General features: G+C 63.0%; 31 protein-coding genes and 1 tRNA gene. 16 read left to right on the forward strand and 16 right to left on the reverse strand.

Features of this window, described 5'->3' with window-relative positions; all coding sequences use genetic code 11:
- Window positions 1–56: 56 nt before the first annotated feature.
- The 4 genes from DZG07_RS03795 to DZG07_RS03810 all read left to right on the forward strand — a co-directional run bounded on the left by DZG07_RS03795 (window position 57) and on the right by DZG07_RS03810 (window position 4,563).
- Entirely contained in the window at window positions 57–1,499 is a 1,443-nt protein-coding gene (locus DZG07_RS03795) for a phage tail protein (protein WP_119814406.1), read from the forward strand.
- A 16-nt stretch (window positions 1,500–1,515) separates the two neighbouring features.
- The gene (locus DZG07_RS03800; protein WP_119814409.1) at window positions 1,516–3,186 is read left to right on the forward strand and encodes a heme biosynthesis protein HemY; all 1,671 of its coding nucleotides are present in this window, start codon (window positions 1,516–1,518) and stop codon (window positions 3,184–3,186) included.
- Window positions 3,187–3,348: 162 nt separating this feature from the next.
- Window positions 3,349–3,834 carry a TerB family tellurite resistance protein gene (locus tag DZG07_RS03805; RefSeq protein ID WP_119821373.1) on the forward strand — a complete coding sequence of 162 codons (486 nt, stop codon included), beginning with the start codon at window positions 3,349–3,351 and terminating at the stop codon, window positions 3,832–3,834.
- Between the two features lie 18 nt (window positions 3,835–3,852).
- Window positions 3,853–4,563 (forward strand): glutamine amidotransferase, encoded by a 711-nt coding sequence (locus DZG07_RS03810; RefSeq protein WP_119814412.1) that lies wholly within the window; start codon window positions 3,853–3,855, stop codon window positions 4,561–4,563.
- 4 nt (window positions 4,564–4,567) lie between these two features.
- Here DZG07_RS03810 and DZG07_RS03815 read toward each other — a convergent pair whose 3' ends face one another.
- The 3 genes from DZG07_RS03815 to DZG07_RS24325 form a co-directional block, all read right to left on the reverse strand.
- Window positions 4,568–5,809 (reverse strand): MFS transporter, encoded by a 1,242-nt coding sequence (locus DZG07_RS03815; protein ID WP_119814414.1) that lies wholly within the window; start codon window positions 5,807–5,809, stop codon window positions 4,568–4,570.
- Window positions 5,810–5,957: 148 nt separating this feature from the next.
- Window positions 5,958–6,119 carry a hypothetical protein gene (locus tag DZG07_RS23705; RefSeq protein WP_162931542.1) on the reverse strand — a complete coding sequence of 54 codons (162 nt, stop codon included), beginning with the start codon at window positions 6,117–6,119 and terminating at the stop codon, window positions 5,958–5,960.
- Between the two features lie 2 nt (window positions 6,120–6,121).
- A complete protein-coding gene (locus tag DZG07_RS24325; protein WP_281004519.1) occupies window positions 6,122–6,256 on the reverse strand; it encodes a hypothetical protein in 135 nt (44 codons plus the stop codon).
- 422 nt (window positions 6,257–6,678) lie between these two features.
- Here DZG07_RS24325 and DZG07_RS03820 point away from each other — a divergent pair, with 422 nt between their 5' ends.
- Window positions 6,679–7,971, forward strand: coding sequence for an NCS2 family permease (locus tag DZG07_RS03820; protein ID WP_091908846.1), 1,293 nt, complete (start codon window positions 6,679–6,681; stop codon window positions 7,969–7,971).
- Window positions 7,972–8,022: 51 nt separating this feature from the next.
- Here DZG07_RS03820 and DZG07_RS03825 read toward each other — a convergent pair whose 3' ends face one another.
- The 5 genes from DZG07_RS03825 to DZG07_RS03845 all read right to left on the reverse strand — a co-directional run bounded on the left by DZG07_RS03825 (window position 8,023) and on the right by DZG07_RS03845 (window position 12,547).
- Window positions 8,023–8,418, reverse strand: coding sequence for a cytochrome C oxidase subunit IV family protein (locus DZG07_RS03825; RefSeq protein ID WP_119814417.1), 396 nt, complete (start codon window positions 8,416–8,418; stop codon window positions 8,023–8,025).
- A 9-nt stretch (window positions 8,419–8,427) separates the two neighbouring features.
- Window positions 8,428–9,150: a heme-copper oxidase subunit III family protein gene (locus DZG07_RS03830; RefSeq protein ID WP_091908852.1), complete on the reverse strand. Its 723-nt coding sequence runs from the start codon at window positions 9,148–9,150 to the stop codon at window positions 8,428–8,430.
- A 4-nt stretch (window positions 9,151–9,154) separates the two neighbouring features.
- On the reverse strand, window positions 9,155–9,865 hold the full coding sequence (locus tag DZG07_RS03835; protein WP_119814420.1) for a cytochrome c oxidase subunit 3: 711 nt from the start codon (window positions 9,863–9,865) through the stop codon (window positions 9,155–9,157).
- Window positions 9,862–11,637 carry a cytochrome c oxidase subunit I gene (gene ctaD, locus DZG07_RS03840; RefSeq protein ID WP_091908858.1) on the reverse strand — a complete coding sequence of 592 codons (1,776 nt, stop codon included), beginning with the start codon at window positions 11,635–11,637 and terminating at the stop codon, window positions 9,862–9,864. Before ctaD ends, DZG07_RS03835 begins: the two co-directional genes overlap by 4 nt.
- A gap of 82 nt (window positions 11,638–11,719) precedes the next feature.
- Window positions 11,720–12,547 carry a cytochrome c oxidase subunit II gene (locus tag DZG07_RS03845; RefSeq protein ID WP_091908861.1) on the reverse strand — a complete coding sequence of 276 codons (828 nt, stop codon included), beginning with the start codon at window positions 12,545–12,547 and terminating at the stop codon, window positions 11,720–11,722.
- 516 nt (window positions 12,548–13,063) lie between these two features.
- On the opposite strand from DZG07_RS03845, the gene DZG07_RS03850 reads away from it, so the two are divergent.
- From DZG07_RS03850 to DZG07_RS03860, 3 genes are all read left to right on the forward strand, one after another.
- On the forward strand, window positions 13,064–13,567 hold the full coding sequence (locus tag DZG07_RS03850; protein ID WP_119814423.1) for a hypothetical protein: 504 nt from the start codon (window positions 13,064–13,066) through the stop codon (window positions 13,565–13,567).
- A 24-nt stretch (window positions 13,568–13,591) separates the two neighbouring features.
- Window positions 13,592–14,758 (forward strand): hypothetical protein, encoded by a 1,167-nt coding sequence (locus tag DZG07_RS03855; RefSeq protein ID WP_119814426.1) that lies wholly within the window; start codon window positions 13,592–13,594, stop codon window positions 14,756–14,758.
- Window positions 14,759–14,980: 222 nt separating this feature from the next.
- Complete coding sequence (locus tag DZG07_RS03860) at window positions 14,981–16,003, forward strand: purine nucleoside permease (protein WP_119814429.1); 1,023 nt, start codon at window positions 14,981–14,983, stop codon at window positions 16,001–16,003.
- Between the two features lie 110 nt (window positions 16,004–16,113).
- Here the strand turns inward: DZG07_RS03860 and DZG07_RS03865 are convergent.
- Window positions 16,114–16,189 (reverse strand) — tRNA-Ala (locus tag DZG07_RS03865).
- 149 nt (window positions 16,190–16,338) lie between these two features.
- Here DZG07_RS03865 and DZG07_RS03870 point away from each other — a divergent pair.
- From DZG07_RS03870 to DZG07_RS03880, 3 genes are read left to right on the forward strand one after another with little or no spacing between them, the layout of a single operon-like run.
- Complete coding sequence (locus DZG07_RS03870; protein ID WP_091910189.1) at window positions 16,339–16,632, forward strand: YggT family protein; 294 nt, start codon at window positions 16,339–16,341, stop codon at window positions 16,630–16,632.
- Window positions 16,633–16,637: 5 nt separating this feature from the next.
- The gene (locus DZG07_RS03875) at window positions 16,638–16,964 is read left to right on the forward strand and encodes a DUF167 family protein (RefSeq protein WP_119814432.1); all 327 of its coding nucleotides are present in this window, start codon (window positions 16,638–16,640) and stop codon (window positions 16,962–16,964) included.
- A gap of 32 nt (window positions 16,965–16,996) precedes the next feature.
- Window positions 16,997–17,608: a hypothetical protein gene (locus tag DZG07_RS03880; RefSeq protein ID WP_119814434.1), complete on the forward strand. Its 612-nt coding sequence runs from the start codon at window positions 16,997–16,999 to the stop codon at window positions 17,606–17,608.
- Window positions 17,609–17,697: 89 nt separating this feature from the next.
- Here the strand turns inward: DZG07_RS03880 and ppa are convergent, their stop codons facing one another.
- The 5 genes from ppa to DZG07_RS03905 form a co-directional block, all read right to left on the reverse strand.
- Entirely contained in the window at window positions 17,698–18,234 is a 537-nt protein-coding gene (ppa, locus tag DZG07_RS03885; RefSeq protein WP_091908882.1) for an inorganic diphosphatase, read from the reverse strand.
- 99 nt (window positions 18,235–18,333) lie between these two features.
- Window positions 18,334–18,840 (reverse strand): GNAT family N-acetyltransferase, encoded by a 507-nt coding sequence (locus DZG07_RS03890; RefSeq protein ID WP_091908885.1) that lies wholly within the window; start codon window positions 18,838–18,840, stop codon window positions 18,334–18,336.
- An 86-nt stretch (window positions 18,841–18,926) separates the two neighbouring features.
- On the reverse strand, window positions 18,927–19,571 hold the full coding sequence (locus tag DZG07_RS03895) for a TPM domain-containing protein (protein WP_119814437.1): 645 nt from the start codon (window positions 19,569–19,571) through the stop codon (window positions 18,927–18,929).
- Window positions 19,572–20,408, reverse strand: coding sequence for a YgcG family protein (locus tag DZG07_RS03900; RefSeq protein ID WP_119821375.1), 837 nt, complete (start codon window positions 20,406–20,408; stop codon window positions 19,572–19,574). It abuts the gene before it with no gap.
- A gap of 84 nt (window positions 20,409–20,492) precedes the next feature.
- On the reverse strand, window positions 20,493–21,116 hold the full coding sequence (locus DZG07_RS03905) for a LemA family protein (protein ID WP_091908895.1): 624 nt from the start codon (window positions 21,114–21,116) through the stop codon (window positions 20,493–20,495).
- Window positions 21,117–21,281: 165 nt separating this feature from the next.
- Between DZG07_RS03905 and DZG07_RS03910 the strand changes: the two genes are divergently transcribed.
- Genes DZG07_RS03910 through DZG07_RS03930 form a run of 5 tightly spaced genes read left to right on the forward strand, consistent with a single transcriptional unit; the run spans window position 21,282 to window position 24,341 of the window.
- Window positions 21,282–21,536: a hypothetical protein gene (locus DZG07_RS03910; RefSeq protein WP_119814439.1), complete on the forward strand. Its 255-nt coding sequence runs from the start codon at window positions 21,282–21,284 to the stop codon at window positions 21,534–21,536.
- A 4-nt stretch (window positions 21,537–21,540) separates the two neighbouring features.
- A complete protein-coding gene (gene pdxY, locus DZG07_RS03915; protein WP_119814442.1) occupies window positions 21,541–22,425 on the forward strand; it encodes a pyridoxal kinase PdxY in 885 nt (294 codons plus the stop codon).
- A complete protein-coding gene (locus DZG07_RS03920) occupies window positions 22,422–23,198 on the forward strand; it encodes a DUF429 domain-containing protein (protein ID WP_119814445.1) in 777 nt (258 codons plus the stop codon). Before pdxY ends, DZG07_RS03920 begins: the two co-directional genes overlap by 4 nt.
- Window positions 23,199–23,249: 51 nt before the next feature.
- Window positions 23,250–23,894 carry a carbonic anhydrase gene (locus tag DZG07_RS03925; RefSeq protein WP_119821377.1) on the forward strand — a complete coding sequence of 215 codons (645 nt, stop codon included), beginning with the start codon at window positions 23,250–23,252 and terminating at the stop codon, window positions 23,892–23,894.
- 30 nt (window positions 23,895–23,924) lie between these two features.
- Window positions 23,925–24,341: a nuclear transport factor 2 family protein gene (locus DZG07_RS03930; protein WP_245429576.1), complete on the forward strand. Its 417-nt coding sequence runs from the start codon at window positions 23,925–23,927 to the stop codon at window positions 24,339–24,341.
- 3 nt (window positions 24,342–24,344) lie between these two features.
- On the opposite strand, the gene DZG07_RS03935 is transcribed toward DZG07_RS03930, so the two are convergent.
- Window positions 24,345–25,577 carry a multidrug effflux MFS transporter gene (locus DZG07_RS03935; protein WP_091908911.1) on the reverse strand — a complete coding sequence of 411 codons (1,233 nt, stop codon included), beginning with the start codon at window positions 25,575–25,577 and terminating at the stop codon, window positions 24,345–24,347.
- Window positions 25,574–26,050, reverse strand: coding sequence for a MarR family transcriptional regulator (locus DZG07_RS03940; RefSeq protein ID WP_119814448.1), 477 nt, complete (start codon window positions 26,048–26,050; stop codon window positions 25,574–25,576). The genes DZG07_RS03935 and DZG07_RS03940 overlap by 4 nt, the downstream gene beginning before the upstream one ends.
- Between the last annotated feature and the right edge of the window lie 118 nt (window positions 26,051–26,168).

A 26,168-nucleotide genomic window follows, 5' to 3' on the forward strand; every position in this document is an offset into this window, starting at 1 on the left:
TGCTGGTTCCTGCGTTGCGGGATTATTGAAAACGACATTCATTGCGGAGTTCTCACATGGTCAAGACGCCGAAGACCCGGCATTCGAAGACGCATCGGGAACCGGTGACGATCGAGCTGGAGCCGGGCGCCGTTTCGCGCATCAAGGAGGCGGAAGCGCAGGCAGCCGCAGCTCAGGAGACCAGCGCAGCACAGGCCGAAACGCCGAAAGCGGAAGCAACTCAATCCGGCGGGCAGAATTTCACCATGGTCGACACGACTGCCGAGGCCCCGGCCAGTTCCGCATTGGGACCCGAGCAGGATCAGGCCGAGGCCAAGCCGGCGCGCGAGGGCTTCGATTATGATTTTTCGGCGCAGGAGCCGAAGTCGGACGAGGCCGGCAAGAGCGACGTGAAGGAAGAGACTTCGCGGCCTGCGCAGCCGGAAAAACCGGTCTACACCCAGCCTGAGCAGCGCCGCAGCGGGTTTCCGCCGCTGGCCGCCGGCATCGTCGGCGGGTTGATCGCGCTGGCGGGTGCCGGCGCGCTGCAATATGCCGGGCTGCTGCCCTCGCCCGGCTCCGATGGTTCTGCGGTGGGCTCGCTGCAATCCGAGATAACGCAGGTTCGCCAGGAGATCGCCTCGCTGAAGGACAATGCCGGCGGGCCGGATGTCGAACTAACCGGCCGCGTCGATGCGCTGACCCAATCGGTCAATCAGGCCAAGACCGATCTTGCCAATCTGCAGCAGGCCGCACCCGCGACCGGCGGGGACGATAGCGCCGTTCAGGCGCTCGATGGCCGGATCAAGGAACTTGAGACGTCGATCGCTTCGCTGCGCGAGCAGGGAAGTGGACAGGCGGCGGCAAGCGACCTGACGGCCATAGGCGAGCGCGTGAGCGGCGTCGAGACGCTGGCCAGGACCGCCAGCGAGGCGGTGACGGCAAGCGATGGCCGGCTCTCTGCGGTGGAGCAGAAGGTGACGGACCTTTCCGGCAAGGTCGAGGCGCAGGCGGGACAGCCGAAGGTGGCGCTGGCGATCGCGGCGACCGCGTTGAAGGCGGCGCTTGATCGTGGCGCGCCGTTCCAGGCCGAGCTCGAGACGTTCGCCGCGATCTCGCCCGATGCGCCGGAAGTCGCAGGCCTGCGTCCGTTTGCCGAAAAGGGCGTGCCGTCGACTGCCGAAATCACCGGTGAGACCGAGGCTGCCGTGAAGGCGATGCTCGCCGTCGCCAAGCCGGTCGACGAGCAGGCGAGTTTCGTCAGCCGTTTGATGAGCAGCGCGGAAGCCCTGGTTTCGGTGCGGCCGGTCGGCCCGGTCGAAGGCACGGGCGTTCCGGAAACGGTGGCGCGCATGGAATTCGCGCTGAAGTCCGGCGAACTGGACAAGGCGCTTGCCGAGTATGACACTTTGCCGGAAGCCGCCAAGGCGGCTGGCAGCGCGTTTGCCGAAAAGCTGAGGGCGCGGGTGGAAGCACAGAAACTGGTCGATCAGGCGGTTGCCGGCGCGATGAAGGCGTGAGGACAGGAACAGACCGATGATCCGTATCCTCTTTTTCCTCGTTGTCGTTTTCGCGCTGGGCCTGGGCTTTGCCTGGCTCGCCGACCGCCCCGGCGACATGATCGTCACCTTCAACGGCTACCAGTATGGCGTGAGCCTGATGGTGGCGGCTGTCGCGGTGACGGCGATCGTCGCGGCGGTGATGATCCTGTGGTGGCTGACCAAGTCGATCTGGAACAGCCCCTATACGATCGCACGCTATTTTCGCGTGCGCCGCCGGGATCGCGGTTACCAGGCGCTGTCGACCGGCATGATCGCGGCGGGTGCCGGCGACGGCGCGCTGGCGCGCAAGATGAACAAGCAGGCAGCCAAGCTGATCCGCTCCGACCAGGAGCCGTTGATCCATCTGCTGGACGCGCAGACCTCGCTGCTCGAGGGCGATCATGAGGCAGCGCGCGGCAAGTTCGAGGCGATGCTCGACGATCCCGAGATGCGGTTGCTCGGCCTGCGCGGGCTCTATCTCGAGGCCGAGCGCCTCGGCGACAAGGCGGTGGCGCGGCACTATGCCGGACGGGCTGCCGACATCGCGCCGCAGCTCACCTGGGCGGCGGATTCGACCATCGAGGAGAAGGTCGAGCGCGGCGACTGGGACGATGCCCTGAAGCTTGTCGATGCGCAGAAGTCGACGCGGCGGGTCGAGCCGGCGGATGCCAATCGCCGTCGCTCCGTTCTTCTGACGGCCAAGGCGATGTCGATCCTCGACACGGACCTAGCCGGTGCAAAGGCTGCGGCAATCGAGGCCAACCGCCTGCGGCCCGATTTCGCGCCGGCAGCGCTCGTTGCAGCCAAGGTGCTGTTCCGGCAGGACGACATCCGCAAGGGTTCGAAGATGCTGGAAACCGCCTGGAAGGCTGAGCCGCATCCGGAAATCGCCGAGCTTTACGTTCATGCCCGTCCGGGCGATGCGGTGCTCGACCGGCTGACGCGGGCGAAGAAACTGCAATCGCTGAAGCAGAACCATCCTGAATCATCGCTCGCCGTGGCGCGTGCGGCCCTCGATGCCGGCGAATACAGGCTGGCGCGCGAGGAAGCGGAAGCTGCGATCCGCATGCAGCCGCGCGAGGGCGCTTATCTGGTGCTTGCCGATATCGAGGAAGCCGAGACAGGCGACCAGGGCAAGGTGCGTCAGCTTCTGTCGAAAGCGGTGCGCGCGCCGCGCGATCCTGCCTGGGTGGCGGACGGTTTTGTCTCGGAGCATTGGGCGCCGGCCTCGCCGGTCACCGGCAGGCTAGACGCTTTCGAATGGCGCGTGCCGATGGAACGGCTTGGCCAGATGATCGAGCAGGATGAGCCGTCTTCGGCGCGGCCGTCGATCGCCGCCCCCGAAATGCCGGTCTCTGACCTGGTGGAAGACGAAGATGTCGTCGATGTAGTGCCGGAGCCGGTGGAACGCGCGGATGTCTCCGCGAGCAGTGCTCCGGTGGATACAAAGCCGAAAGCTGAGAAAAAGGCCAAACCGGCTGTGGTGCATGACGAGAAGAGCGCCGCAGCTGATTTGGACAAGGTGCCTTCCGCTGCCATAATTGCGCCTGACGTCGACGTCGTGCCGGAGCCAGACGAAGAGCAACTGCCGCGCTTGCCGGACGATCCCGGTGTCGAGCCGGACGAGACCGCGGAACAAACCCAGCGCCGTTTCCGTTTATTCTGAGTGTGACGCGGTTCACGCCATTACGGCTTGAATCGCGGTACATATCGAGCGGCTCCGCCCAAAACGGCTGTGCCAACAAGTTTTACGGAAAGTTGTCCCTGCCGTGAGTGGACATTCGCGGCGGAGGAAGGATAGCTTTCTCCCATGGCCAAGGACAGCAGCATGTTCGAGCGCGTATTGTCGTTTCTGAAGGATTTGCCGGGCGGCTTGCCTGGTGCCGATGCTGCACGCGAGGACGATCCGCGCGTGGCTGCCGCAGCCCTTCTCTATCACGCCATGGATGCCGACGGCGTTCGCCAGGACGTGGAATGGGAGCGGCTGAAGCAGCTTCTTTCCGAAGCCTATGGCGTGACCGGTAGCGAGCTTGCCGCCCTTGTTGCTGCCGGCGAAAAGGCCGACAACGAGGCAGTCGACCTCTATGCTTTCACCAGTGTGCTCAAGCGCCATCTCGATGAGCCGGCAAGGATCGATTTCATCCGGCTGATGTGGGAAATCGTCTATGCCGACGGTGAGCTTCACGAACTGGAAGACAACACGCTCTGGCGCGTCGCCGAACTGATTGGTGTCGACCGGCGTGACCGCATCGCCATGCGGCAGGCGGTTGCCCGCGGCATGCCGGATGCGAAGGGTGGTTCTTCGGATGAATAGAGGGTTTTGATCGGATTCATGCCGCCACGCCAACGGCCCAAGATACTCGTCGTCCTGCATCAGGAAAGTTCCAGCGCTGGACGTGTCGGTCATGTTCTTCTGGAAAACGGTTTCGACCTCGACATAAGGCGGCCGCCGCTTGGCGATGCCCTGCCTGAGACGCTTTCGCATCATGCGGGTGCCGTGGTTTTCGGCGGACCGATGAGCGCCAATGACGAGGATGATTTCGTCAAGCGCGAGACCGACTGGCTTTCTGTTCCCCTGAAGGAAAACCGTCCCTTTCTCGGCATCTGCCTCGGCGCGCAGATGTTGGTCAATCATCTCGGCGGCAAGGTCGAGGGCCATGGCGAGGGACTGGTGGAGATCGGCTGGTATCCGCTGAAGGCGACTGAGGCCGGCAAGAGCCTGATGCACTGGCCGGAAATGGTCTACCAGTTCCACCGCGAGGGTTTTTCGCTCCCGTCAGGCGCGACCTTGCTGGCGACAGCCGAGACTTATCCGAATCAGGCCTTCCGCTATGGCGAGAACGCCTGGGGCATCCAGTTCCATGCCGAACTGACCCGCGTGATGATGCATCGCTGGGTGGTGCGCGGCGCGCATCGCTTCGAGCTTCCCGGCGCCCAGCCCGGCCGCGACCATCTCGGCGGCCGGATGATCTGGGACATGCACCTCAAGCGCTGGCTGATGGAATTCCTGCAGACGATTTTTGGCAAGCCCGTGCAGGGCTGAATGGTTAGTGCCTGCCGCCGAGATGGCGGATCTTGCGTAGTTCCGGGAACAGGAACGCCCAGATGCCGGCAACCGCGACCGCGCCGACGCCGCCGAACACCACCGCCGGCACCGTGCCGATGAGTGCGGCCATCGTGCCGGCGCGGAATTCGCCGAGTTCGTTAGAGGCGCCGACGAACACCATGTTGACGGCGTTGACGCGCCCGCGCACATGGTCGGGGGTCCATAGCTGGATCAGCGTTTCGCGGACATAGACGCTGATCATGTCGGTGGCACCGAGTATGGCCAAGGCGACGATCGACAGCCACGTGATGGTCGACAGGCCGAACACGACGGTGAAGACGCCGAAGAGCGCAACGAAGATGAACATCAGGAGGCCGGCGTGGTCGCGGATGGGATGGCCGGCAAGCCATACGGCAACGCTGAGTGCGCCGATGCCGGGTGCCGCGCGCAGCAGGCCGAGCCCCCATGGGCCGAGATCGAGAATGTCGCGGGCATAGACCGGCAGCAGCGCTGCTGCGCCCGAAAGCAGCACCGCGAACAGATCGAGTGAGATCGCGCCGAGCACGACCTTCTCGCTCCAGATGTAGCGAAACCCGGCGAACAGCGTTTCGAGCGATGGCCTGTCGGTTTCGGTTCTTTGCGCCGGTTTGGGAATGCTGAGCACCAGAAGGCCGCCGGCCAGCATGAAGGCCGCGGCAATGCCGTAGGCGGCCTCAGCCGACAGGCCGTAGAGCAAGCCGCCGGCGACCGGACCGACAATGGTTGCCGTCTGCCATGCCGAGGAGTTCCAGGCGACAGCGTTGGCGAAATCTTCCTGGGGCACGAGGTTGGCGACCAGCGAGGCGGAAGCGGGGCCGAAGAAGGCGCGCGCCACGCCGAATACCGCAAGCACGCAAAAGACCGGCGCCGGGCTGACGAGACCGTGCCAGCTGAGCAGCAGCAGGGCTAGTGCGCATATCGCTTCCAGAAAGGCTGAAAGCCCCATGATCAGGCGGCGGCCGAACCTGTCGGCGACGACGCCGGTGACCAGCACCAGAAGCAGCGATGGCGCAAACTGGATGACGCCGACAAGGCCGAGATCGAAGGGATCGCGGGTCAGGTCATAGATCTGCCAACCGACTGCCACGGAGATGATCTGGGTGGCGAATGTGGCGAGGAAACGGGCCGCCCAGAAGCGCAGGAAGGCGCTGTGGCGAAAGGCGGCGTAACGCTGGTAGGGGACGGAATCTGCTTGCGGGGTCATCAGGAATTTCGGCTAGTGGCGCATGCGTAGATGTTTTCGCGCCGTGTCGTGCGGCGCGCACCATAGAACAGTTTCTTGCAACATGCGCGGGCTTAGCTTCTGGCCCAGCATTTTTATTGGCCACGCGAAAGCGAGTTCACGGCAGTCGTCAGGTCGTCTTGTCGTCAAGCATGATGAAGACGCTGGCGATCGCCGCACCCGCCGCCAGCCCTGTGGCGAAACCGGAACCGGCCTGGCCAATCATCGCTCCGATGATGGTTCCGAGCAGAGCACAGGCCGCAAGACAAAGTGCCAGCTGAAACGGTTTCAAGGCTACGAACCCCAGCTGGAATCCGGCATGAGCGGAGGACGTGCAGGCTGCAGGCGCCTGGTAAGTACGGGCGGCCGATTTTCCTCGATGATGCGGTGGACGGCGTAGCCGGCGAGCAGCAGGAAAAGAATTCTCATCGCTTGGCGCCTCTTTTCAGTGGCGAGAAATCGGCGGGCTCGGCGGGCCAATCTCGCATCCAATTCAGTACGGCAAAGGAAAGCAGTACGTTGAAAAACTTGTACATGGCAGGCTTCCGGCTTTATTCATGTCAATAAGACTCAAGCCCGCAATGAGTTCCCTTGGCCTGCGCTTTCACGCGAATTGTCCATTGGCTTTCCAGGTCTTCATTCAACAAATTTCATAAACAGCTTCGCTTCAGACCGGGATATTCCGGCCTTGTGCCGGCAAACCAACAGGCAGAAGGTGCCGTCGTTTTGTGCAGGCACCGCATGTGCCCTGCGCCTGATCGACAGGGACCAGCGAAAGTCGAGGAGCGAAAAGGCGCCTGTTGCGCCTTGGAAACTCTCGCTGGCCCGATCAAAATTCCTGGGAGGGAAGCGTGCTGGAAAGACTGTTCAACCTGAAGGAAAACGGGACTTCGGTCCGGACCGAAGTGATCGCAGGCATCACGACGTTCCTGACGATGTCCTACATCATCTTCGTCAATCCCGAGATCCTGTCGTCGACGGGCATGGATCGCAACGCGGTGTTCGTGGCGACCTGCCTTGCGGCGGCCCTTGGCACGCTGGTCATGGCGTTTGTCGCCAAATGGCCGATCGGCATGGCGCCGGGCATGGGGCTCAACGCCTTCTTCGCCTTCACCGTCGTCGGCGCCATGGGCTTTTCCTGGCAGCAGGCGCTGGGCGCGGTGTTCATCTCCGGTGTAATCTTCCTGATCCTGACCGTCAGCGGTATACGAGGCTGGCTCATCGCCGGCATACCGCAATCGATGCGCAGCGCCATCGCCGCCGGTATCGGCCTGTTCCTGGCGATCATCGCGCTGAAGAATTCCGGCATCGTGGCGGCCAGCGACGCGACCTTCGTGACGCTCGGCGACATCACCCAGACCGGGCCGCTGCTTGCCATTCTCGGCTTCTTCATCATCGCGGCACTGGATGCGCTGAAGGTACGCGGGGCGATCCTGATCGGCATTCTCGTGGTGACCGTGCTGTCGATGCTGCTCGGCGTCAGCCAGTTCAACGGCGTGGTCTCCGCGCCGCCCAGCCTGCTGCCGACCTTCCTGCAGCTCGACATTCCGGGTGCCCTGCACAGCGGTCTGGTGCATGTCATCCTTGTCTTCGTGCTGGTCGAAGTCTTCGATGCCACTGGCACGCTGATCGGCGTCGCCAAGCGCGCCGGCCTGATCCAGGAAGGCAAGCCCAACCGGCTCGGCAAGGCGCTGCTGGCCGACAGCACGGCCATCGTTGCCGGCTCGCTGCTCGGCACGTCCAGCACGACCGCCTATGTCGAAAGCGCCTCCGGCGTGCAGGCAGGCGGGCGCACCGGCCTGACCGCGCTGGTGATTGCGCTGCTGTTTCTGGCCGCGCTGTTCTTCTCGCCGCTGGCGGGCTCGGTGCCTGCCTATGCGACGGCGCCGGCACTTCTCTATGTCGCCGGCCTGATGATGCGGGAGCTGGTCGAGATCAAGTGGGAAGACGTGACGGAAGCAGCACCGGCGGCCCTTACCGCGCTGATGATGCCCTTCACCTATTCCATCGCCAACGGTCTGGCTTTCGGCTTCATCAGCTATGCCGTGCTGAAGACGCTGACCGGCCGTCCCGGTGAAGTGCACCCGGCAACGTGGATCGTGGCGGCACTCTTCGTGATCCGCTTTGCTTTCTTCGTGGGATAACCCGAAAAACGCTTGCGGCCTCGCTTACAGCGGGGCCGCTTCTCGGAAGACCTACGGCCCGTTGCCGAAATAGACCAGGCGCGTGAACAGCGTGTAATCGGCCTCGAACACCATCATAAGCGTGAACACAAGCACCAGCACCGGCGGCAATATGATCGCATAGGCCAGCGCCAAGCGCTCCCAGGCCATGTGCATGAAGACGGCGACGATGAGCCCGGCCTTCAGCATCATGAAGATCAGGATCAGCGTCCATCTGAGATAGCCGTGGACGCCGAAATAATCGACCATGTAGGAGCAGGCGCTGAGGATGAACAGCCACGCCCAGACCACCAGATAGAGCTTTATCGGGTGTTCCTGGTGAGCGTCGGCTGGCACTGCCGCTCCGTCATGCGTGTGTACGGCGTGCAGCCCATGCTGTCCTTGGCCGTGTGCGGTTGCTTCAGCCATGTCTCGTCCTCACCAGAGATAGAAGAATGCGAAGATGAACACCCACACCAGATCGACGAAGTGCCAGTAGAGTCCCATGATCTCGACGCTCTCGTAATTGCCCTTGCGACTGGTGAAAAAGCCCTTTCGGGCGGTGTCGTAGTCGCCTCGCCAGACTTTTCGCGCCGTTATGATCAGGAAGATCACGCCGATGGTGACGTGGGTGCCGTGGAAGCCGGTGATCATGAAGAAGCAGGAGCCGAACTGTGCCGCGCCCCATGGATTGCCCCATGGGCGCACGCCTTCGGTGATAAGCTTGGTCCACTCGAAGGCCTGCATGCCGACGAAGGTAGCGCCGAGCGCTGCGGTCAGAAGCATGAGGATGGCGGTCTTGCGGCGGTCGTGGCGGTAGCCGAAATTCACCGCCATCGCCATGGTGCCGCTGGATGAGATCAGCACGAAGGTCATGATCGCGATCAGGATCAGCGGAACCTCGGTGCCGCCGATGTTCAGCGCGAACACCTCGCTCGGATTTGGCCACGGCACGCGCGTCGAGATGCGCGCGGTCATGTAGGAGAGCAGGAAGCAGCCGAAGATGAAGGTGTCGGAGAGCAGGAAGATCCACATCATGGCCTTCCCCCAGGAGACGTTCTTGAACGCCCGCTGATCGGAGGCCCAGTCGGCCGCAATGCCCTGCCAGCCCTCCGGCCGCTGCGCTGTGGGGTTGATCTGCGTCACTGTTGTTTCTGCCATGGCCCTAGCTCAGCAATTGGCGGCAAATGTCGATGAAATTGGCTGCCCACCCGGCCAGAAGCACGAAGATGGCGAGCCAGATGAACAGCAGGAAGTGCCAGTACATGGCACATAGCTCGACGCTCAGGTTCAGGCGCTGCCGGTCGTTCGGTGCGTCGCTCCAGGCCTTGGCGGTCGTGCGACCCAATCCGAACAGGCCGCCCAGAATATGCAGGCCATGCATGCCGGTGATCAGGTAGAAGAAGCTGTTGGCCGGGTTGCTCGACAGGTAATAGCCGTCGGCAACGAGGTCGCGCCACGCCTGGAGCTGGCCGATCAGGAAGGCCAGTGCGGTCAGGCCGCCGGTGATGAGGCCGAGCCGGACCATGCGGATGTCCTTGCGGCGGGCCGCAACCAGCGCGCATTGCAGCGCCACGCTGCTCAGCACCAGCATGCCGGTGTTCAGCCACAGCAGCTTCGGCACCGGCATGGGCCGCCAGTCCGACAGCCCCATGCGCATGAAATAGGCGCTGGTGAACAGGGCAAAGAGAGCGCCGACGACGGCAAGGAAGACACCGAGCCCGACCTTCGCCGGTGGCATAGAGCCGGATTCGGTTCCGGGGAATGCTCCGGCAGAGCCCTGCTCAAGCCACGGCTTGGACATCAGCCGCTGATGTGACAGCCACCAGCCGGAGATGCCGACGATAACGGCCAGGAAGACCAGGATCACGCTCATGCCGGCTCCCTCGAGGGGCCGAACGAACCCGGCTCGTTTTGCGGGATGAAGTCCTGCGGCGCTCCCGGCACGCTGTAATCATAGGCCCAGCGATAGACGATCGGCAGTTCCTTGCCGAAATTGCCGTGGGTCGGCGGGGTATGAGCCGTCTGCCATTCGAGCGTGGTGGCACGCCATGGATTGCCGCCGGCCTCCTTGCCGTTACGGATGCTCCAGATCAGGTTGAACAGGAACACCAGCTGCGCGAAGCCGACGATGAAGGCCATGATGCTGATGAAGGCATTCAGGTGGTGCGCCGACTCTCCGATGAGCCCCATGTCGCTCAGCTCGTTGTAGCGGCGCGGCACGCCCATCAGGCCGAGATAGTGCATCGGGAAGAAGATCAGATAGGCGCCGACGAAGGTGACCCAGAAGTGGAACATGCCCATGGCGTGGTTGAGCATGCGGCCGGTGACCTTCGGGTACCAGTGATAGATCGCGCCGAAGATCACCATGATTGGCGCTACGCCCATGACCATGTGGAAATGGGCGACCACGAACATGGTGTCCGATAGCGGCACGTCGACCACGACATTGCCCAGGAACAGGCCGGTCAGCCCGCCATTGACGAAGGTGACGATGAAGCCCAGCGCAAACAGCATCGGGATGGTCAAATGGATGTCACCGCGCCACAGCGTCAGCACCCAATTGTAGACCTTGATGGCTGTCGGGATGGCGATGATCAGCGTGGTGGTGGCGAAGAAGAAGCCGAAATAGGGGTGCATGCCCGAGACATACATATGGTGCGCCCAGACCACGAAGGAGAGCGCGCCGATACCGACGATCGCCCAGACCATCATGCGGTAGCCAAAGATGTTCTTGCGCGCATGGGTGCTGATCAGGTCCGACACGATGCCGAAAGCGGGCAGGGCGACGATGTAGACTTCCGGGTGGCCGAAGAACCAGAACAGATGCTGGAACAGGATCGGGCTGCCGCCTGAGTGCTGCAGCTGCTCGCCCATCTCGACGATTGCCGGCATGAAGAAGCTGGTGCCGAGAACGCGGTCGAGCAGCATCATGACGCAGGCGACGAACAGCGCCGGGAAGGCCAGCAGCGCCATGACGGTGGCGGTGAAGATGCCCCAGACGGTCAGCGGCATGCGCATCAGGGTCATGCCGCGCGTGCGGCCCTGCAGCACGGTCACGACGTAGTTGAGGCCGCCCATGGTGAAGCCGATGATGAACAGGATGAGCGAGGAAAGCATCACGATGATGCCCCAGTCCTCGCCGCCGGGCGTGCCAGCCATGATGGCCTGCGGCGGATAGAGCGTCCAGCCGGCGCCGGTCGGGCCGCCGGGGGCGAAGAAGCCCGCGACCAGCAGCAGGACGGCGAGCAGGTAAATCCAGTAGCTCAGCATGTTGACATAGGGGAAGACCATGTCGCGCGCGCCGACCATCAGCGGGATCAGGTAGTTGCCGAAACCGCCAAGGAAGAGCGCTGTGAGCAGGTAGATCACCATGATCATGCCGTGCATGGTGATGAACTGGTAATAGGCTTCGGGGGTAATGAAGTCGAAGGTGCCGGGAAAGCCGAGCTGGAGCCGCATCAGCCAGGACAGCACGAGTGCTACCAGGCCGATCGCCAGCGCCGTGCACGAATACTGGATAGCGATGACCTTGGCGTCCTGCGAGAAGACGTATTTCGTCCACCAGCTGTGCGGATGATAGAGTTCCATCTCCGCGACTTCGGCCGGCGGTATAGGACCGACCGAGCCAGGCGTGACATCGACCATAGGAACACCTCCTTGTTCCTGTTCGGCAGCATCCGGTTGTTCGAATGCCGTCGTCACCCAATCCGCCTGAATGCCTCCCTGATCAGTGGCCGGCGGGCTCCACTGAACTCGTCTGCTGCGGCGGCATCAGCTGCGCGAATGTCTGCTGCTGGCCGAGCCATGCCGTATAATCTTCCTCGGTGTCGACCATGACGACGCCGCGCATGAAGGGATGTCCCTGGCCGCAAAGCTCGGCGCAGAGCACCTCGAAGGTTCCGGTGCGGGTCGGCGTGAACCAGAAATAGGTGACGGAGCCGGGGATCATGTCCATCTTGGCTCGGAACTCCGGCACGTAGAAATCGTGCAGCACGTCGATCGAGCGCAGGAGCATCTTCACCGGCTTGCCGATGGGCAGGTGCAGGTCGGCGGCCTGCACGATCACGTCGTCCTGGCCGTTGGGATCGTCGGTCTTCAGGCCGAGCGGGTTATCGGTGGTGACAAGGCTCGTCTCGGCGAGGCCGAGCTTGCCGTCCTTGCCGGGGAGCCGGAAACTCCATTGCCATTGCTGGCCGAGCACTTCCACTTCGGTGGCGTCTGCCGGCACGGTGACGAAGCGGTGCCAGACGAACAGGCCTGGAACCAGCATGGCGGCGACGCCGAAGCCGGTGACGACTGTGAGCCACCATTCGAGGCGTTTGTTCTCGGGCTCGTAATGCGCCTTCTGTCCTTCCTTGTGGCGGAAGCGGTAGACGCAATAGGCCATGAATAGGACGACGGCGGCGAAGACCACGCCGGTGATCCAGAAGGTGATGATGATGGTGTTGTCGATATAGTTCCAGTTTGAAGCGATGGGCGTCCACCACCATGGGCTCACGAGGTGAAACACCACCGAACCTACGACAACAAGAACGAGTACAAGCACTACGGCCATGCCTCAGTCCTCCCGGTGCCTCGATGAGTGCAATAGGACTCAGAAGCACCGAGGTCATCATAACTTGATTTCTGGTTGTAATTCTAGGGTGTGCTGAAATTCACGCCATGACGGCCTGCAAATGGCGTTTTTCTGCGCTTTCCCAGAACCCGCTGCGCGTCCTGCTGACTGTCATGGTGATGTGATCCGAGGCGGTTAACGTCTCTTTCCGATGCAACCGCCGGCTATGGAAATCTTGTGTTGCAATTTGTGCGATTGTCGGGCGGGACGGTTTTTGGTAAGCGCTTTGTAGGACTCCAGGACTGCCCCCGCCTGGTGACACGGCCATTGGCAGAACAAGATCTATCTTGTTCCGGAGGAGGCAGAACATGTCGATCAATCTTCAGAAGCACGCGAGATCGCTGGCAGCTTGGCTGAGCCAGGCCGACATCGGCTGATGTCGGGACGGCCGTGCCTGCCGGCCTTTCCGGCCCAGGACAATCATCGTTTCGTGGCGAGGATGCGGAGACAATTTTCATGCTGAAATTTTCGTTGGGCTGTTGCGTAGGCCTTGCAGCATCTCTTCTCGTCGGCACCGCTGCATGGGCCGAGGATGCAGCCCCGCGCCTGACGATCGAGGCCCGGCTTTTCGGCAGCACGACGGGGCAATTGTCCGAAAATGTTCTGGGGCCGGATGGTCCCGAACTCGGCAATGTCGTGATGGGGGAGAACGCCTCCACGTCGACATTCGTCACGGTTCACATCACCGCCGAGCCGCCCCTCACGGCTGGCGCCAAGGTAAGGCTTCTCGCCGTCGAGCTCGCTGGCGAAGGCCAGACGGAAACGTCGCCATCAGGCGGCGCCTTGCTGGACAGCGCCGTCGATGTTCCACCCACGGCCGCGGGCAACAAGGACACCTATGTGGGCTTCTGGCTGGCCGATACCGGCTGCACGCCAATAGCACTCAAAGCGGAGTTGGTGGCGCCGGAAGCTCCAACGGCTTCCGCCGACGCCACGCTGGATTTCACCTGTCACGAATAATTCGACCGATCGAGGAGGTTCAAAATGCAGGCAATAGCTGGGTCCGTCGGCGAGGGCGGCACGAATACCGGTTCCGATGTGGCACTCATTCAGGTCATGCTGATGAAGGTTCAGCAGCCGGCGGGGAGAGGCCCATACCTGACCTCCTATGACGGCGCCAGCGGGGCCGGTACCATTGCCGCGATCCGGCAGTTCAAGATCGACCAGAATGTCGAGCCGCAGACGCCGGCGGCAGCGGTCCGAGGCGTGATCCAGCCCAATGATGCGGCGTGGCGGCGCCTGGTGGCGGCGGTGCCGCAGGCTTTCCAGGGCTTGAGGGTGCTGCCCGCGGGCAGGACCGTCTATCTGGAAGCGACCGCCCAGCAGCGGGACGCCAAGATAGCGAATGCCGCCACCTACACTTTCGCACCGGCATTTCGCGTGAAGGTCAACAGGCTGATCAACCGCATGCATGCCGTTCACGGCATAGCGATCGGCGTCTGCCCGCAGGGCGGCCGACGCAACTTCCAGGAACAGTATGAGCTGTTCACCAGCGGCCGCGGCGTGACCAATGCGGGTCCGGGCGAAAGCAATCATAATTTCGGCATGGCCGCCGACATCGGTTTTGCCGGCCTGCGCTGGTTGCGCAGCGATGGCACCGTAGTGGAAAACGAAGGCCACTGGCTCGGCCAGATACACCGCGCCTCGGCCGAACAGGAGCTGAAATTCTGGGATGCGTTGCGCACGGTCGGAACCAGCAACGAGGTCGGCGCCTATCGCGGCCCGGCCGGCGATCGGCCACATCTCCAGAACTGGAGCGACGCCGGCGTGTCGATGGCGCGCAGCCTTGCCGCCCACCTGACCCGCTCCGGCACCATGCATTGGGAGCGCGCCGGCCGCGTCTATCAAAGCGATCTCGGTTTTGGCGGTGCGCTTTATCCCGTCGGCACGGCAGCACAGATATGGGCGGGCAATGCGACCATCGACGCGCCCACACTGACGCGTGCGCGCGCCGCCGCCCGGCCCCGCGCGGCGGCATTGCCGGTGGCTGCCAGGCAAATGGCAGGCGCTGCGGCTCGTCCGGGCGCTGCACCAGCCGTTGCAGGACAGCCCGCTCAGGCGACGGCGGCGGATGTAGCCGCGATGCGCAGGGCGTTGCGGGCAGAATTCGAGCGGGCCGACCGCAACTGGAGCGCCTGGTTGCCCTCATAAAGACGAGCCTGTGGAACCGGGGCGCTGGATAGGCAAGCCATGCCGCCGGGGCAACGGAGTTCAGGAGGAGCGGAAATGGTGTCGATGCCGGTGACTGCCAGCCGGCAATCCACAGCCAATCGGAAGGCGGCTTAGAGTTTTCTTGCCAGGAAAAATGATTTTTCCCATGGTTGGCATGCTCAAGGCAGCGCTTCTCAATCTCCATTTCAGGAACCTCGCATAATGCTGAAAATGTTATCCGCCTCATCGCTCGCTGCCATTGCAGCTCTGATAAGCGCGACGCCGCAGGCCAAGGCGGAAACGATGACGCCGAAGGTTCTGGTCATCACCATGTTCGGCGGCGAAACGAAGCCGTGGCTGGAGGGAGAGAAGCTCGACCGGAAAATAGCGGTCCCGGGCTTTTCCAAGGAGTATCCAGACGTTGCCTGCGACGACAAAGGCCTTTGCGTGATGACCACGGCCATGGGCTATGCCAATGCCGCAAGTTCGGTGTCGGCGCTGGTCTATAGTAACCTTTTCGATCTCAAGCAGAGTTACATCCTGATAGCCGGCATCGCTGGCGTCGACCCGGACGAAGGCACGCTGGGCTCGGCCCACTGGGCACGCTACGCCATCGACGGCGGGCTTCGCCACGACATCGACCCGCGGCAGATCGCGGCGGATTGGCCTAGTGGCATCGTCGCGCTGGGCGCGAGCAAGCCGGGCGAAAAGCCGAAATGGGCGGCCGGCACCGAAGTCTATCAGCTCGATGAGGCATTGCTGCAGAAAGCTTTCGCACTGAGCAAGGACGTTGAACTGGCCGACAACGACGATGCGAAAGCCTACAGGGCGTCCTATCCATCGGCACCGGGCAATGCGGCTCCGGCCGTCAGCATTTGCGACACAGTGTCGATCGACACCTATTGGCACGGTTCGAAGATAGCCGAAGGAATGGGCGCGTGGTCGACCATGATGACGGATGGCAAGGCAAATTATTGCACGACGCAGATGGAGGACAACGCCTCGCTCACCGCGTTGCGCCGCGCCGCCGATGCCGGACTTTTGAACTTCGACCGCATAGCCTTGCTGCGGACCGCTTCCAATTTCGACCGTGAGGCGCCGAACCAGACCCCCGCGCAGTCATTGTCAGCCAAGTCCGGCGGCTTTGGTCCTGCCACCGCCAATGCCTATCGTGTCGGCGCGAAGGTCGCCCATTCGATCATCGAAGATTGGGATGGCTGGGAAAAGGGCGTGCCGAACCAGTAGGCGCAGACTTGTCGTCGGCGCTCCTCGTCAGGGGGGCGTCGAGGACCGCAATCCCGTAGCGGGTAAGGCCCTTGGACCAGTCGATCCTGCTTTTTCGGAAATATATCCGTTGGTGGAGCTGAGGAGGATCGAACTCCTGACCTCGTCATTGCGAACGACGCGCTCTCCCAGCTGAGCTACAGCCCCGTCCAACGGATGGCGATATTTATGGTTTCGCGGCCCGCCGTGTCAAGCAAGCAGATCGGCGGTCGGATAGCCGGGCTGCGACGTAGGGCTCCAGGTCTTGCCGCACCGGCGTGCAGTCGTTACATGTCGGAAATTCAATGGAGAACGGCATGCTCGCCCTCATTCAGACCCTGGTCCTGGCGCTGGACATCTACTGGTGGATACTCATCGCCTCGGCCATCTTCTCATGGCTCTATGCGTTCAACGTGGTCAATTCCCGCAACCAGTTCGTCGGGGCGATCGGAAGCTTTCTTTTCAAGGCTACCGAGCCGGTTCTGGCGCCCATACGCCGCATCCTGCCGGACCTCGGTGGCATCGATATTTCCCCGATCATCGTTCTTTTGATCATCTTCTTCCTGCGGCAGTTCATCTTGACCACCATCGCGCCGATCCTGCTCGCGTAAGATTCGTGGCCGACTTCTTCCGGGCGCATGAGCATGGCGTGGATGTTTTTGTCCGGCTGACGCCGCGCTCTTCCCGGGATGCCGTTGAGGGCGTTGCGGCGGGTGCGGACGATCGCGCGCATCTGAATGCCCGTGTTCGGGCCGTGCCGGAAAAGGGTGCCGCCAATGCAGCGCTTGAAAAGCTTCTCGCCCCGGTCCTCGGCGTGGCGCGCGGCGATGTCTCCGTTGTTGCGGGCGGCACGTCGCGGCTGAAGACGGTTCGCGTCACCGGCGATCCGGCAGCGCTTGTGCGCAGGCTGGAGGAACTGGCGGGGCAGGGCGGTTCGCGTTAGCATCGCGCGCGCTGCAACCGGAGGATTTCGCCTTGAGACCATTGCTTCTCGGCCTGATGCTTGCCGGCTTCTGCCATTCGGCTTTTGCCGACGAGATTTCGAGCGCCTACACCGATCTCGACATCGGCAAGGACTGCGCGACGGTGGCCGTGGCGGCCGAAGGCGATGGCCAATGGGCCAATTTCGTCTGTCCCGGTTACCGCGGCTTTCCTGTGCTCGTCTATGACGACGATGCGCGGCAGTCTGCTTTCTACGGTTTTCCGCCGCCGGGCGACTTGGCGCCGGTGTGGGAGAGTTTTGCTGCCTTCAATTCCGTCGGCCCGAAAATCGAATGGCGTGTCGAGACCAAGGGCGAGACGGCGATCCCCTTTGCCGCGATCCATCGGCGCCTCGTCAGCGATCCGGAAGATCCGGAAAAGAAAATCGACGTGCTTGTGGTGTCGCGGGTTGCGCAGTTGACCGACGGCAAGAGCTGCGCCGTCGGGCTTGTGGTCGCGAGCGGCAATCCGACCGCAAACGACATGGCGCGAAGGATCGCGGACGAACAGGCGCGCGACTTCGCCTGCGGTGCCGACGAGCGGGTTCAGGTCAGCGGCGAGGTGCCGCTGCCCGAATTCACCCGCCAGGAGGAACCGGAACAGTGACTGCTGCCCGTCGTTAAGACGTACTATGAAAAAAGCCCGCCCCGATAGAATCGGCGCGGGCTCTGGTTTCCTGCGGTGTCGACGGAGGCTTACGCCTTCGAAGCCTTGCCGCGCTCGACGGCTTCGGCGATCATCTGCTTGGCGCGGGCAGAATCGTGCCAGCCGCCGATCTTGACCCACTTGCCGGGCTCCAGATCCTTGTAGTGCTCGAAGAAGTGCTGGACCTGCTGCAGCGTGATCTCGGGCAGCTGATTGTATTCGAAGACGTTCTCGTAGCGCCGCGTCAGCTTCGGCATCGGCACGGCGATGATCTTCTCGTCTTCGCCGGCATTGTCTTCCATCACCAGCACGCCGATGGGGCGCACATTGATGACGCAGCCCGGAAAAAGAGCGCGCGTGTTGCAGACCAGAACGTCGATCGGATCGCCGTCGCCGGACAAAGTGTGCGGCACGAAACCGTAATTGCCGGGATAGCGCATCGGCGTGTGCAGGAAGCGGTCGACGAACAGCGTGCCGGATTCCTTGTCCATCTCGTATTTGATCGGCTCGCCGCCGACCGGAACCTCAATGATGACGTTGACGTCTTCAGGTGGGTTGTTGCCCGTGGAAATCGCTTCGATGCGCATGGTGGGTAATCTCCGTTTCGGCGCACCGAATAGCGGGCCGGCGCGCTGCGCGCAACTGCGCCAAACATCTCTTTGTGTGACAGAATCTTTCGGACCCGGTCAGTCCCAGACGAAGGCGACCTTGCGCAATGCCTTCTGGTCGAAAACTTCCACGCCCTCGGCGACATCGCGGCCGCCCGCGCCGGCATAGAAAGCCACTGCGTTGGCGTTGTCTTCCAGAGCCCAGACGACCATGCCTTTCAGGCCATGGTCGGCGAGTTTTTCGCGGGCCGCGGCAAAAAGCCGGCTGCCCAGGCCGACGCCCTGATATTCGGGGCGCAGATAGAGTTCGTAGATTTCGCCCTGCTGCGGCAGGTCGCGGGCGCGGTTGCGTCCGACCGTCGCATAGCCGGCCACCTTGCCGCCGATCTCGACTACCAGAACGGTCGCGGCACGGCGAATCGCATTGCTCCACCATGCGCTGCCGCGCCGGTTGATCATCGCGTTCAGGGCCCGGTGCGGGATGATGCCGGCATAGGCGCCGTTCCACGCGGCATGATGGACATCGGCGATGTCATCTGCGTCGTGCGGTTCGGCCTTCCGAATGTCTATGCTCAGCGTCTTCATGGTTCGTTAACCATAGCCGCTGATCTGTGGTCATGGCAAGCAAGCGATGATCGCGTATGGCCTGGTTTTCACAGGCTCCTGACAACTCAGATTTCGACCAAATGGTCGTCGAGTTCGTTGATGTCATCGCTGCTGATCGGGAAATGGGTGACCAGCATGCTGCCGACGGTCGCGATCGCCCGCACGAAACCATCGGGCAGTCTGTCCTGCCTGGCATGCGCCGTGAGTTCGCGGATGACGTCGTCCCATGCTTCCTGCGGCACATGCTGGTTGATGCCGGCGTCGGCGACGACCGCTGCATAACGCTCGGCCAGCGAAACGAAGATCAGAACGCCGGTCCGTTCGCTGGTCAGATGGACATTGCGGGCAAGGAATTGCTTCGAGGCATTGTCATGCGCGCGACGGTAGCGGAGGCCGCGCGGCACCAGCAAGATTCGCGCCGACGGCACCAGCCACAGCAGGATCAGCGCGCTTGCAGCTGCAAGCAATTGCGCCGCGACGAAAACCGGCGCGCGTACGCTGACCCACCAATATTCGAGCCCGAACGCAACGGCGAGGCTGAGGATCAGGATCGTCGCGAGGATCATGAAGCCGGCGGGAAAGAAATAGCTGTCGCTGGAGCGCGCGACGACGCAGTAGATTTCGCCGGCCGTGTCTTTTTCGGCTGCGCGAATCGCTTCGGCAATGCGGGCGTGGTCTTCGGCGCTCATGGTTTGTACCGGTGTCCGCATCTACCAGCTCCCCGACGAACCGCCGCCGCCGGACGAGCCGCCACCGCCGGAAAAACCGCCGCCACCCGACGACCAGCCGCCGCCACCGCCACCGGATGACCAGCCTCCGCCGCCCGAAGTCCAGCCGCCGCGCGACGACCGGCCCGAACCTGTGCCATAGTTGAAATCCATGCCGAGCCATCTGTAGCGGCCGGGTCCGATCTTGGTGCCGAGCATCGGCGGCAGGATGTTTATGGCGAAGCCGCCGAAGAACAGCGTCCCCCAGATGAGCAGGAAAATCACCACAGCGATGTCGACCGGTTCGGAATCGTCGCTCTGGTTGCGCTTGGCGCGGGCTTCGAGTTCGGCGCCGTTGCCTTCGAGAACCATGGTGATGTCGTCGACGGCACCCGAAATGCCGGCGGAAAAATCGCCGGCGCGGAAGGCGGGCACCATGGTGTTTTCGATGATCAGTTTCGAATGCAGGTCGGTCAGCGTGCCTTCAAGGCCGTAGCCGACCTCAATGCGCATCTTGCGGTCGGCTTGCGCGACGAGCAGCAGCACGCCGTTGTTTTCGCCGGCCTGGCCCAGCCCCCAGGCGCGGAACAGCCGGTTGGCGTAGGGCTCGATCTCCTCGCCGTCGAGGCTCGGAATGGTGGCGACGACGATCTGGTCGGAGGACTTCTTCTCGAAGGCCGCAAGCTTCTGTTCAAGGGCTGCACGGTCGGCCGGGCTCATCATCCCGGCGCTGTCGACGACGCGGCCAGTCAGGGCCGGCAGTTCGGCGGCCTGGGCAATTGCGCAGAACGCCAGAAGCGCAAAGAGCAGGCCGACAAGGACATGCGCCTGCCGGCCCATGCGAGCCGGAAGAGCGCGTTGCCATCTGGCGCCGGCGTCAATCATCGCTGCCTCGGATCAATCGAATGCGCTGTCCTGGCCGCTCTAGTTGAACTTGACCGTCGGCACTTCGATCTTGTCGTCCGGCACGGTGAAGTTCTGGAACGGCTGATTGTTGGTGAACCACAGCTTGGCCCAGATGAGGGACGGGAAGGTCTTCAACGTCGTGTTGTAGACCCGCACGGCCTCGATGTAGTCGCGGCGCGCAACGGCGATGCGGTTTTCCGTGCCTTCGAGCTGCGCCTGCAAGGCGAGGAAGTTCTGGTTGGCCTTCAGGTCGGGGTAGTTCTCGACCACGGCAAGCAGCCGCGACAGGGCGCTGGTCAGGCCCGACTGGCTGTCCTGGAAGGCCTTGAACTTTGCCGGATCGTTGAGCGCTTCGGGCGGCAGCGTCATCTGCGTTGCCTTGGCGCGCGCCTCGACGACGCCTTCGAGCACGTCCTTTTCATGGGAGGCATAGCCCTTGACCGTCTCGACGAGGTTGGGGATCAGGTCGGCACGGCGCTGGTACTGGTTCAGCACCTCGCTCCAGGCCGCCTTGGCCTTTTCCTCATTCGTGGGAATCGTGTTGTAGCCGCAGCCCGCCAGAAGCGGCAATGCGATCGCCATCAGCAGGAATGCCGGAAGCATGCGAATGGACGGGAACGGGAGAAGTCGCTGGGCGAACATGGAATATCCCCTGGATCATGATCGGACGCGCAAGAAGTATCACAATCGCCGCATAAGGAAACGGTTTGTGCACTCAGGTGCTTAACAACCATGATGTCAGGCGGGTTCCGGACTGTGATTGGATATGCGAACGCGGTAGACTCTGCAGGAACAAGGATTTTGAGCGTGGCAGACCGGGACAAGGACAGTAGCGCCGAATCACGGCGCATTCTCGATCGTATCGCGCGCGAGGCCGACAGCAGCGGCTCGTCGCTGGTTTCGCGCACGGTCAAACGCGCTCGCGATCACGTTTCGGCTGCCGACGTCGACGACAGCGATTGGGTCGATCATCTCGGCACGCGCATCGGCCGCGTGCTAGGGCTGGTGATCTGCGTCGGGCTTCTGGCCTGGCTGGTAATGTTCTTGGTGCGGGGCGCTTGATTTCATGAATTCCGAAACTGTCGACGCGCCGCGCGCCGTCATCGTCATTTCCAGCCATGTCGTGCGCGGTTCGGTGGGTAACCGCGCTGCCGTCTTTGCGTTGGAAACGCTCGGTTATCCCGTGTGGGCGGTGCCGACCGTGATACTGCCCTGGCATCCCGGTCATGGCCGCGCGACAAGGATCGTGCCGGAGCCGGAACAGTTTTCCGCGCTGATGAAGGATCTGGAGCGCGCACCCTGGCTGGGCGAGGTCACCGGCGTGCTGTCAGGCTATCTCGGCAATGCCGAGCAGGCGAAGGCTGTGGCCTCGCTGGTCGAGGCGGTGCGCGCCAAAAACCCGCGGGCGACCTATATATGCGACCCGGTGATGGGCGATCTCGGCGGGCTCTACGTGCCCGAGGCGCTGGCGATCGCCTTGCGCGACGTGCTGCTGCCGATCGCCGATATCGCGACGCCCAACCGCTACGAGCTGGAATGGCTGACCGGCACCAAGCTCGAAGACATCAAATCGGTGATGGCGGCAGCCCAGCAGGTCGGTCCCGAGATGATGCTGGTGACTTCGGCACCGGCAATGATGGCCGGCAGCACCGGCAATCTGCTCTTGACGCCCAATGCTGCGCTGCTGGCAGAACATCGCATTATCGAGCGGCCGCCCAATGGTCTCGGCGATCTCACTGCTGCCGTTTTCCTGGCGCGGCTGCTTGGCGGCCAGCCGGTGGAGAAGGCGCTGCAGTCGACCACGGCTGCGGTGTTCGAAATCCTGGCGCGAACGGCCAAGCGCGGCGGCGATGAGCTGCAGCTCGAGACAGATGCGCAGAGCCTGTCGCACCCCATGGCGATGGTACAGTTTCGCCACCTGATGCATCCCGGCAAGGGCCGGCGGGCTTGAATGGCGCGTCCGACGGACGCACAGCCGTTGGGGTCGACGGCTGCAAGGCCGGCTGGGTAGCAGTTTCGCGCGTGGCCGGCGGCGAGCCTGAGGCAAGTGTGTTCAAGACATTCGCAGGCTTGCTCGAGGCGTTTCCCGCCGACGCCACAATTGCGGTTGATATGCCCATCGGCCTGCCGGCGTTTTCGGCAAGAGGCGGGCGCGGGCCGGAGGCGCTGGTGCGACCGCTGCTGGGGCAACGGCAGTCGAGCGTGTTCTCGATCCCGTCGCGAGCGGCACTCTATGCCGATACGGCCGACTTCACCACGCTGGACGCCTGGTACGAAGCACACGCCCGGGCAAGTGCTGTGGCGCGCGAAACCTCCGATCCGCCGCGCGGCGTTTCCATCCAGGCGTTTGGCATATTCTCCAAGATCCGCGAACTGGACGGGCTGCTGATCGCGCGTCCGGAACTGCGGAGCAGAATTGTCGAATCCCATCCAGAAGTGGCGTTCTGGCAATTGAATGGACTGCAGGCGATGGCGCTGCCCAAGAAGATCAAGGGTCGCGTCAACCCGGCGGGCATGGAAGAGCGCAAGGCGCTTCTGGCCGGCAACGGCCTGCCTCGCGCCTTTCTTGACCGGTCGCCGCCACGCGGTGCTGCCGAAGACGATTTTCTCGATGCGGCTGCCGTGATGCTGGTTGCAGAACGTGTTGTGCGCGGTGTAGCGATCTCCTTTCCCGATCCGCCCGGCCTGGACGGCCACGGCATCCCTGTGGCCATTTGGGTATGACGCGATGATTCACGTTGATCGCATCCCGCGTTGCCGGTAATGGCGTCTGTCATGACGCATCTTCCAGAAAAGCTGCTCGCCGGTTACCGCAACTTCATGAGCGGTCGCTTCCAGACGGAGACCAGCCGTTATCGCGATCTTGCCCGCGACGGCCAGACGCCGGAAACACTCGTTATAGCGTGCTGCGACTCGCGCTCGGCGCCTGAAATCATCTTCGACGCCGGCCCGGGCGAGCTGTTCGTGCTGCGCAACGTCGCCAATCTGGTGCCGCCCTATGCGCCGGACGGCGAATATCACTCCACTTCCGCCGCGCTCGAATTCGCGGTACAGGCGCTGAAGGTCAAGAACATCGTGGTCATGGGCCATGGCCGCTGCGGCGGCATCAAGGCGGCACTCGACTCGGATGCGCTGCCGCTTTCGCCGGGCGATTTCATCGGACGCTGGATGAGCCTGCTGGCGCCTGCCGCCGAGTCCGTTTCGAACAACACGATGATGACGACAGTGGAGCGGCAGACGTCGCTGGAGCGGATTTCGATCCGCTATTCCATCGCCAATCTCCGGACTTTCCCGTGCATCAAAATCCTCGAGGACAAGGGGCGTCTTACGCTGCATGGCGCCTGGTTCGACATTTCGACAGGCGAGCTCTGGGTGATGAACCGCGAAACCGGCGATTTCGAGCGGCCGGAAGCCGAGTGAGATCCTTCCACCTCTCATAGAGCGGGGGACATGATGGCCGGCAAGCATCTGGCGGCAACGCTTCTGGCCACGGTCCTGCTTTTTCCCGGCCTTCCCGCATTCGCCGATCAGACGGTGGTAGAGCGTTGGTACGCAGCGCTCGTCACTGTTGACGAGGATGCGCTTTCCAATCTGCTTGCCGAAGACGCCGAGATGAAACTGCTCGACCTTGGCGTGGTGCAGTCGAAGCCCGAATTCCTTGCTTCGTTGGACGAGTGGCGGGAGGCTGCCAAAGGCCTCGTGGTTCGCCACAGGGTCGAAGGCACCGAGGACGGCGTGACGACGGTTCTCGCCTGCTACGATTTCCCCGCCAATGACGTGCTCATGCGCGAGACGTTTGCGATTTCCGGCACACGCATCGTGGAAAATATCCAGACGCGTCTTGCCGAGAGCTGCGAAGCTTACTGAGACTTAGTGCCGGTGTGCGGCCAGATGCGCCGGTTCTGGCAGACGCCGCCAGAACAGCCACGCCAGGATCGCCATCACGCCCATCATCGGGATGATCGTCGATATGGCGGTGATCGGATCGCCGATCAGTGCGGCGCAGGCGCCGCCGAGCAAACCGAAACCCATCTGCATGAAGCCCATCATGGCCGCGGCCGCGCCGGCATTCCTTGGGAAAGGCGCCATCGCCGCCGTGCTCATGGCCGGCATGACGAAGGCTATGCCGAACGCATAAAAGCCGACCGGCACCATGACGGTGAGAAATGTCGGCTCGAACAGCCTCAGCCCGATCGCCAGTCCGAGAGCGGCCGCGCCGACGCTGGCCAGGCCGAATGGCATGAGCCGAAACGCACCGAAGCGGCCGATGAGGGTGCGCAGAACCAGCGATCCGACTAGATAGCTCAGTGACTGGATCAGCATCGCGGCGCCGAACTGGGTCGGGGTCAGGCCAACATGGTCCATCATGACGAAGGGCAGCATCGTCGCCATGGCATAAAGCGCGCCGGTGGTGCCGGCGATCGCCAGGCTGGACAGCGTGAAATAGGGCGTTGAAAGGATCGTGCCGTAAGCGCGCGCAAGCCGGACCGGGTGAAACCGCGAAGGATCGCGTGTCACCGTCTCGCGCATGGAAAAGACGGTGACGAGTATGATCAGCGTTCCCATGCCCACCATCAAGAGAAAGATGGCGTGCCAGCCGAACAGCTCCATGGTGATGCCGCCCAGCGTCGGCGATAGCGCCGGGCCGATGGCGAGGATGATGCCGATCAGGTTCATGATGCGGGCGGAGCGCTCATGGGTGAAAAGGTCGCGCACCAGCGCCCGGGAGATGGCGACGCCGACAGCAGCGCCGATGCCTTGCAGGAACCGCGCGGCGATCAGCAGCTCGATCGTCGGCGACAGCAGCGCGAAGATGCTGGCGGCAAGATAGATGCCCATGAAGGCTATGGTTATGGGGCGGCGACCGAAAGCGTCCGACAAAGGCCCGCAAACCAGCTGGGCGAAGGCAAAGCCGCCGAAATAGAGCGACATCGTCATCTTCACCGCGGCCTCGGTGGTGCCGAAGGCGCTGACGATCTCGGGCATGGCGGGCGTGAACAAAGCCATCGAGATCGGGCCGATGGCAGCCAGCAGCGCACCGATCAGCGCGGTGCGGCGCTCGCTCATCACCGGAGCGGACGCGAGGGGAGGCTGCATGTTCATGCCGCGTCGCTTTCGTCGCCGGATGCTTCGGATTTGACGGCCTGAAGATTGGCGCGCGCGGTCTTCAGCATATCGAGCAGGCGCTTCCAGTCGTCCGGGTCGATGCCCAGCGAGGCGTCGGCGCGGATGCCGGCGCCTATCGGTGCCATGCGCGCCAGCAGTTCGTCAGTCTTTTCCGTCAGCTGGACGAGCTTTGCGCGGCGATCGGTCGGGTCGGGCCGCCTTTCGACCAGGCCGCGCGCCTCCAGGCGATCCAGCGCACCGCTCACGGTCATGGCCTCGACGCCCATGCGCTCGGCCAGCACGTTCTGGCGAACAGCACCGGTACGGGCCGCATGCGTCAGCGTGCGCGCCTCGCTGGCGGTGAGACCGAGCCCGGCCAGGCCGATGCGCCGATCCATTTCGGAACGGATCAGCCTCGCCACGTCGGTGACGAGAAAGCCGAAGCCGTCCGGATCGGGTCTGTAGGGCATGAAAATACTAAGCTCGCCTTATTATAAGTTTGTCTTATTAAGTGGTGGCGAGCACGTCAAGAGTTGCGCGGAAAGATGGTCCGCCCTACATCGGTCGGGTTCGCCATATTCATCGACG

The organism is Mesorhizobium sp. DCY119 (assembly GCF_003590645.1).
GTDB lineage: Bacteria > Pseudomonadota > Alphaproteobacteria > Rhizobiales > Rhizobiaceae > Mesorhizobium_M.